Below are 6,255 nucleotides of genomic sequence, written 5' to 3' on the forward strand. Positions count from 1 at the left end.
ATAATGACGTAGTTTAAGCGGTTTTATTGGTGTTCGTCCAACCTTGATGGCGTAATAATGCATCTATTTTTGGTTCTCTTTTTCGGAAATTGCGAAATGCATCAAGTGCAGTATCTTTTCCGCCAACTGCTAGAATAAACTTTCTAAACTCTTTGCCTGTCTCAGTGTTAAAAATACCTTCACTTTCGAAGCGATCGAAGGCATCACTGGCTAAAACTTCTGCCCATTTATAAGAGTAATAACCTGCAGCATAACCGCCTGCAAAAATATGGCTGAAACTATGTTGAAAACGGTTATAAGGTACCGCAGGAACCACGGCAAATTTATCGCGAATATCGTCCAATGTCGCTTGGATTTGCTGACTGTTTAAGGCAGGTGCCTGACGGTGAATGCTTAGGTCAAACAATGCAAATTCAATCTGACGTAATGTTTGCATTCCTGATTGGAAGAAACGCGCATTGAGTAACGCAGACAGCAATTCTTGTGGCAAAGTTTGCTTAGTTTCGGTGTGTTCACTGAGTACATCTAAACTTTCATTGTCCCATGCCCAGAATTCCATAAACTGGCTTGGTAACTCTACAGCATCCCATGCTACGCCGTGAGTCCCTGCAACCGAGATGTTATCCACTTCGGTGAGCATATGATGTAAGCCATGTCCAAATTCATGGAACAAGGTAATGACTTCATCGTGAGTCAATAGTGCAGGTTGATCGCCAATCGGTGGGGTAAAGTTACATACCATATAGCAAATTGGTTTCTGTAGACCATTGTCCGTTTGCACACGAGAACGGAAACCACTCATCCACGCGCCACCGCGTTTGCCGTTACGAGCATATAAATCAAAGTAGAAACCGCCGACCACTTGACCTTGATCTTCAATTTCAAAATAGCGTACATCATTTTGCCAAACAGGGGCTTGGCGTTCGATGATTTGAATACCATAAAGACGTTGTACGATCTGGAATAAACCATCCACCACTTTTGGCGCAGGGAAATACGGTTTAAGCGCTTCTTGAGAAAGGTTGAACTGTTGTTGTTTCAATTTTTCAGAATAGTAAGTCGCATCCCAAGGTTTAAGTTCTTCAATTCCATCTTGTTGTGCAATGGTTTTGAGTTCAGCAATTTCAGCAAGTGCAGGCGTACGCGCATGCTCTGCCAAATCCACTAAGAATTCATGAACAGTTTCAACATCAGGCGCCATTTTGCTAGCAAGTGAATGTTCAGCGAAATTATTGAAGCCAAGCAGTTGCGCCATTTCTTGACGTAAGCTCATGATTTCTTCCATTACAGGGGTATTATCAAATTCAGTTTGGTCGGACTGCTCAGATGCACGGGTCACATAAGCTTTGTAGAGTTCTTCTCTTAATTCGCGATCATCGGCATAGGTCATAATCGCAAAATAAGCAGGGAAGTCGAGTGTGGCAACGGCTTGCTCAAGCTCACGTTGTTGTCCGTATTGTTTTAACAGTTCAACACTGCTTTGTGGTAAACCTTTGAGTTGGGCTTCTGCCAACGGTTTGAAATACGCTTGGGTTGCATCTAGCACATGGTTCGAGAAATCTGAAGACAATTGGGATAATCGTGCTGAAATTTCCGCATAACGTTTTTTGGCTTCACCTTCGAGTGCAACGCCAGACAGTTTAAAGTCACGTAAAGCCAGTTTAATGGCGCTTTGTTGTGCTTCACTAAGTGTCTTAAATGCAGCGCTATCGTGAATCTGCTGATAAGTTTGATACAGCGCCGTGTGTTGTCCAAGCTGCGTATAGTATTCACTTAAACTTGGTAACAGGGCTTGGTAAACCTCACGGGTTTCGGCATTGTTCATGACTGCATTGAGATGTGACAAAATGCCCCACGATTCACTCATGTTATTTTCAAGTTGATCGACTTCTGCCAAAGTTGCCAGTTGGACTTCAGAGCCTTGCGGAACTTCATTGAGTTGATTTAAGAAGTTTTGACCGTTTTGTATCGTTTGTTCAATCTGTTGTTTTAAATCGGCAAGTTGAATTTGATCAAATTGAGGAACGGGAAGTGTCGCTTGTTGGAGTGTCATTGTATTTTTGCCATATTCATCTTTAAACATAGTTATAGATGTAGGGCTTAAGCCTCTATAAATCAAGGCTGATTGATTATTTATTAGATGAGTATTTTGTTGTTCTATAAATTTTATTCATTGCTAACGCACATATTTCAAGACCAAAAAATTAGAGAGCCGAAGCTCTCTAATTAAATGTTATTCACTCTTGGTCTTGGCATTCGACTTTTTCTTTTTCACTTTCTTCTTTGGCTTTTCTTTGCTTTCAGGCTTCGCAGAAGATTTTTTACCTGTTTTTTTGGTATAAGAATTAGAACTTGATTTGCTCTTATCCTTTTTCTTACGCACAGGCTTTTCACCATCTTCACTGACTTTAGCTGTTGTCGATTGTGATTTGCCAAAAACTTCTTCAGTGGTTGAAGCACGATTTGAAGTATTGGTTCTTGGCGCTTTTTGACGAATTGTACGTCCCAAATGCGTCAGTTGTTGAACCAACTGGAAGTCGATCTTACGTTCTTCCAGATTCACGCCTGCCACTTGGATCTTCACCTCATCACCAAGGCTGAATGACTGTCCACGATTCTGACCAATCAAACTTTGGCTGGCTTGATCATAAAGGAAGAAATCTTCACCGAGTTGGCTGACATGAATCATACCATCGACATAGAGGTCTTTCAGCGTCACGAATAGACCAAACTCAGTCACCGCACTAATGATACCAACAAACTCATCACCTAAATGCTGTTGCATATAATGGCATTTCAACCATGTGGTGACGCTGCGTGAAGCTTCATCGGCTCGACGTTCAGTTTGTGAAAAATGCTCCCCTGCATCATCTAAAGCTGCACCAGACAATGGATAAACTTTCTTGTCGAGATAAGCCTTAATCGCACGATGTAACAACAAATCAGGATAACGACGAATTGGTGAAGTGAAATGCGTATAAGCTTCATAAGCAAGACCATAATGTCCTGCATTATTCGCACCATAATAGGCTTGCATCATTGAGCGTAATAACACTGCATGAATACTTGGCGCATCTAAACGATCTTTGGTCGCTTCAATCACGGCTTGGTAATCAGCTTGGGTTGGTTGCTCTGGGAATGGCAAACCGAGTAATTTGACGAAATCACGGACTTTTTGAATACGTGAGAATTCTGGCGCTTCATGTACACGATACAACATCGGAATATCATGTTCTAATGAGTATTCAGCTGCTGCAACGTTCGCTAATAACATGCATTCTTCAATCAGTTTATGCGCATCATTACGAGTACGTGGCAAGATTTCCTTGATTCCACCTAACTCATCAAAGGTCATATAGGTTTCAATGGTTTCAAATTCCATCGCATGACGTTTGGCACGTAGTTCTTTTAGTGTCTGATAAAGCTGGAATAGGGTATTTAATGATTTATGAACGCTTTTATCTTGCGGAATGGCATCGGTTGCGCCATCAAAATAAGCAGCCACCTGATTATAGGTCAAACGTGCTTTGGAATGCATCACCGCAGGGTAGAACTCATAACCTGTGACTTTACCTGCACGTGACAGTTTTAAATCGCAGACCATACACAGACGGTCAACATGTGGGTTGAGAGAACACAATCCATTCGACAATGCTTCTGGCAGCATTGGCAAAACAAAGTGTGGGAAATAAACCGATGTACCACGTTCTTCAGCTTCTTCATTTAAAGACGAATCTAAACGGACATAATGGCTCACGTCTGCAATTGCCACTACAACACGGTAACCACCACCTGAGCGTTTCTCTGCAAAGACGGCATCGTCAAAGTCACGTGCATCTTCACCATCAATGGTGACTAATGGCAAATCGCGTAAATCAACGCGACCTTTGTGATCTTGTTCTGAAGGTTCTTTAAAACTTTCAGCTTCTTTAATGACGGCTTCTGGAAATTCATAAGGCAAACCAAATTCTAAAATGGTTTGTGGAATAATAATTTCAGTGTCAGCTTTGTCCGCCATAGACTGTACAACATGACCTGTCGCTAACTCTTCACGAGTCGGGTAATCATCAATCGCAACACGTAGCATATCGCCAACTTTGGCATTGGCATGTTCAATCAATTCTTTTTCTAAGGTAATTGGTTGGTGCTGATTCGGATTGCTTGGCTGAATAAAGTATTCACCTTCATGTTCAGCGACTTTACCAATAATTTGTTTGACACGACGTTGTACGACTTCGGTAATAAAGCCCCAAGCTTTACCTTTACGGTCAACAGAAGTTTGGCGTACTTTAACGCGATCACCATTAAAGACTAGACGTAATTCACGTTCAGGTAATAGTACATCATCCTGACCTGCGATATTTGCCGTACCTAAACCTTTACTGTTTATATAAACCGTTGCTTCATGGCTTGGTAAATCGGTTGCAGGTTGATATTTAAAACCATCTTTCATTAACTGACCGTCGCGAACCATTGCACTTAAACGATGATTCAATGCATCAATACTTTTTTGATCTGGGATATTAAAGTGGTCAACCAGTTCTGCATGAGACTGTGCAGTTTTTAATTGTTCTAATGTAGTTAGAATAAGAGTTCGGCTAGGAATAGGATTATCGTAACGTTGCGCTTCTGCTTTTGCTTCGGGATCAACCCAATTTGTAGTCATATCGTTTCATTTCACATCTGGCAGATCGGTTTAGCATAAGTCATTCAAACTTTAACTGCACGTCAAAGATTGCAAGATTCTGTTTATTGTCCAATCTGAATAAAGGAGAGAACACTATATTAACAAGCGTTGAGCTAAAAAATGCCGAAAAAATATAAGAATTGGTTAAAAAACATTTGATTGATTTAAAAAAAGAGAAAAAAACAGGATCATCCCTTGTGTAATGTGGTTTTAGTTTGTATTATTGCGCTCGTGTTACGGTGAGATGGGTGAGTGGCTGAAACCACATCCCTGCTAAGGATGCGTACGGGTAACTGTACCGAGGGTTCGAATCCCTCTCTCACCGCCACTTTACTTAAAGCGCTCATAGCTCAGCTGGATAGAGCACTTGGCTACGAACTAAGGGGTCGGGAGTTCGAATCTCTCTGAGCGCACCAAGTAAAGATTTAAAGTAACACAGGCCTAAATAGGCACATAAGTAATGCGCTCATAGCTCAGCTGGATAGAGCACTTGGCTACGAACTAAGGGGTCGGGAGTTCGAATCTCTCTGAGCGCACCAACTTAATAGAAGAAACCGCTTAATTGCGGTTTTTTTGTGCCTGAATTTTATGATTGAATATGAATTAAATGATAAATGTAAAAAAGCCGCTGAAATCAGCGGCTTTTTAGTTGGTCTATTTAGAAATGATTGATTGAGCTGAATAAATTGTCAGTTAGACTCGTTAATTGTGATGGAAGAGAGATGAGGTCAGTGACTGATCCGCCATTTGGATTTGGTTCACCTACAGCAATTGTTGATGAAACAGTTCCAGTAATTGCATTCAAGATACTATCTACGCTGCCACTAATATGATAATCCCCACCGCCTAAATTGACGTTAATCAAGCTGTCGATAGTTTCAAAGGTACTATCACTTGCTAGATTTGTGAGATTATCTTGAAGTGTATCTATGGCAAGATTAGCGTTAGTGATACCTGTTTGAATTGGTTGAGCAATTCCTGAAATCACATCACCACTATCAAAGCCGTTACCTATATTGGTGATAATCTCAGAAATAGATCCTAATGGGCTACCTGATATACTTCCAGTAATACCATCAATAACACCAGTGGCAATATCAATTGGATTACCAAAAGCAAAATCATTTGTAATATGTTGAAGAATATCTGCTGCACTTGAACTGTTATTGATTAGAGTACCTACAACGCCAGTTGCAGACTCAAGTACACCACTAAGATCACCACCAGATAAATCAGAAATCGCTTCAAGTGTTCCATTCACTGTATCTCGTGAAGTTTCGAAACTAAGCGTACCTAAATCCGCTAGATCACCAACAGGGTGTTCAACTTGAGGAACGGCGCTGATAATTGTATCTGCAACAGTATTAATTCCTGTATTGATAATTTCTGTTTTGAGGCTTTCTACGCCCTGAAGAATATCGATACCAGTTTGGATTGCACCTGTAATTGGATTATTGGCGAGGTCACCGCCAGTAATACCACCAATAATATCAGTCACAGCATCAAGAGGATTACCACCGACACCGCCAGTAATACCACCAATAATATCAGTCACAGCATCAAGAGGA

Annotated in this window: 2 protein-coding genes, 3 tRNA genes and 1 pseudogene; 3 read left to right on the forward strand and 3 right to left on the reverse strand. The window is 41.0% G+C overall.

From position 1 onward, the window contains the following. Nucleotides 1-13: 13 nt before the first annotated feature. Nucleotides 14-2,053: a M3 family metallopeptidase gene (locus IEV17_RS10155; RefSeq protein WP_034601043.1), complete on the reverse strand. Its 2,040-nt coding sequence runs from the start codon at nucleotides 2,051-2,053 to the stop codon at nucleotides 14-16. Between the two features lie 180 nt (nucleotides 2,054-2,233). After that, entirely contained in the window at nucleotides 2,234-4,666 is a 2,433-nt protein-coding gene (rnr, locus tag IEV17_RS10160; RefSeq protein ID WP_004660394.1) for a ribonuclease R, read from the reverse strand. 259 nt (nucleotides 4,667-4,925) lie between these two features. Between rnr and IEV17_RS10165 the strand changes: the two genes are divergently transcribed. From IEV17_RS10165 to IEV17_RS10175, 3 genes are all read left to right on the forward strand, one after another. After that, a tRNA-Ser gene (locus tag IEV17_RS10165) sits at nucleotides 4,926-5,015 on the forward strand. Between the two features lie 11 nt (nucleotides 5,016-5,026). Continuing rightward, nucleotides 5,027-5,103: transfer RNA gene (locus IEV17_RS10170), tRNA-Arg, on the forward strand. A gap of 46 nt (nucleotides 5,104-5,149) precedes the next feature. Further along, nucleotides 5,150-5,226: transfer RNA gene (locus tag IEV17_RS10175), tRNA-Arg, on the forward strand. Between the two features lie 119 nt (nucleotides 5,227-5,345). On the opposite strand, the pseudogene IEV17_RS10180 reads toward IEV17_RS10175, so the two are convergent. After that, a pseudogene (locus IEV17_RS10180) lies at nucleotides 5,346-6,255 on the reverse strand (beta strand repeat-containing protein); the annotation flags it as partial.

It is taken from the genome of Acinetobacter modestus (genome assembly GCF_014636095.1).
GTDB lineage: Bacteria > Pseudomonadota > Gammaproteobacteria > Pseudomonadales > Moraxellaceae > Acinetobacter > Acinetobacter modestus.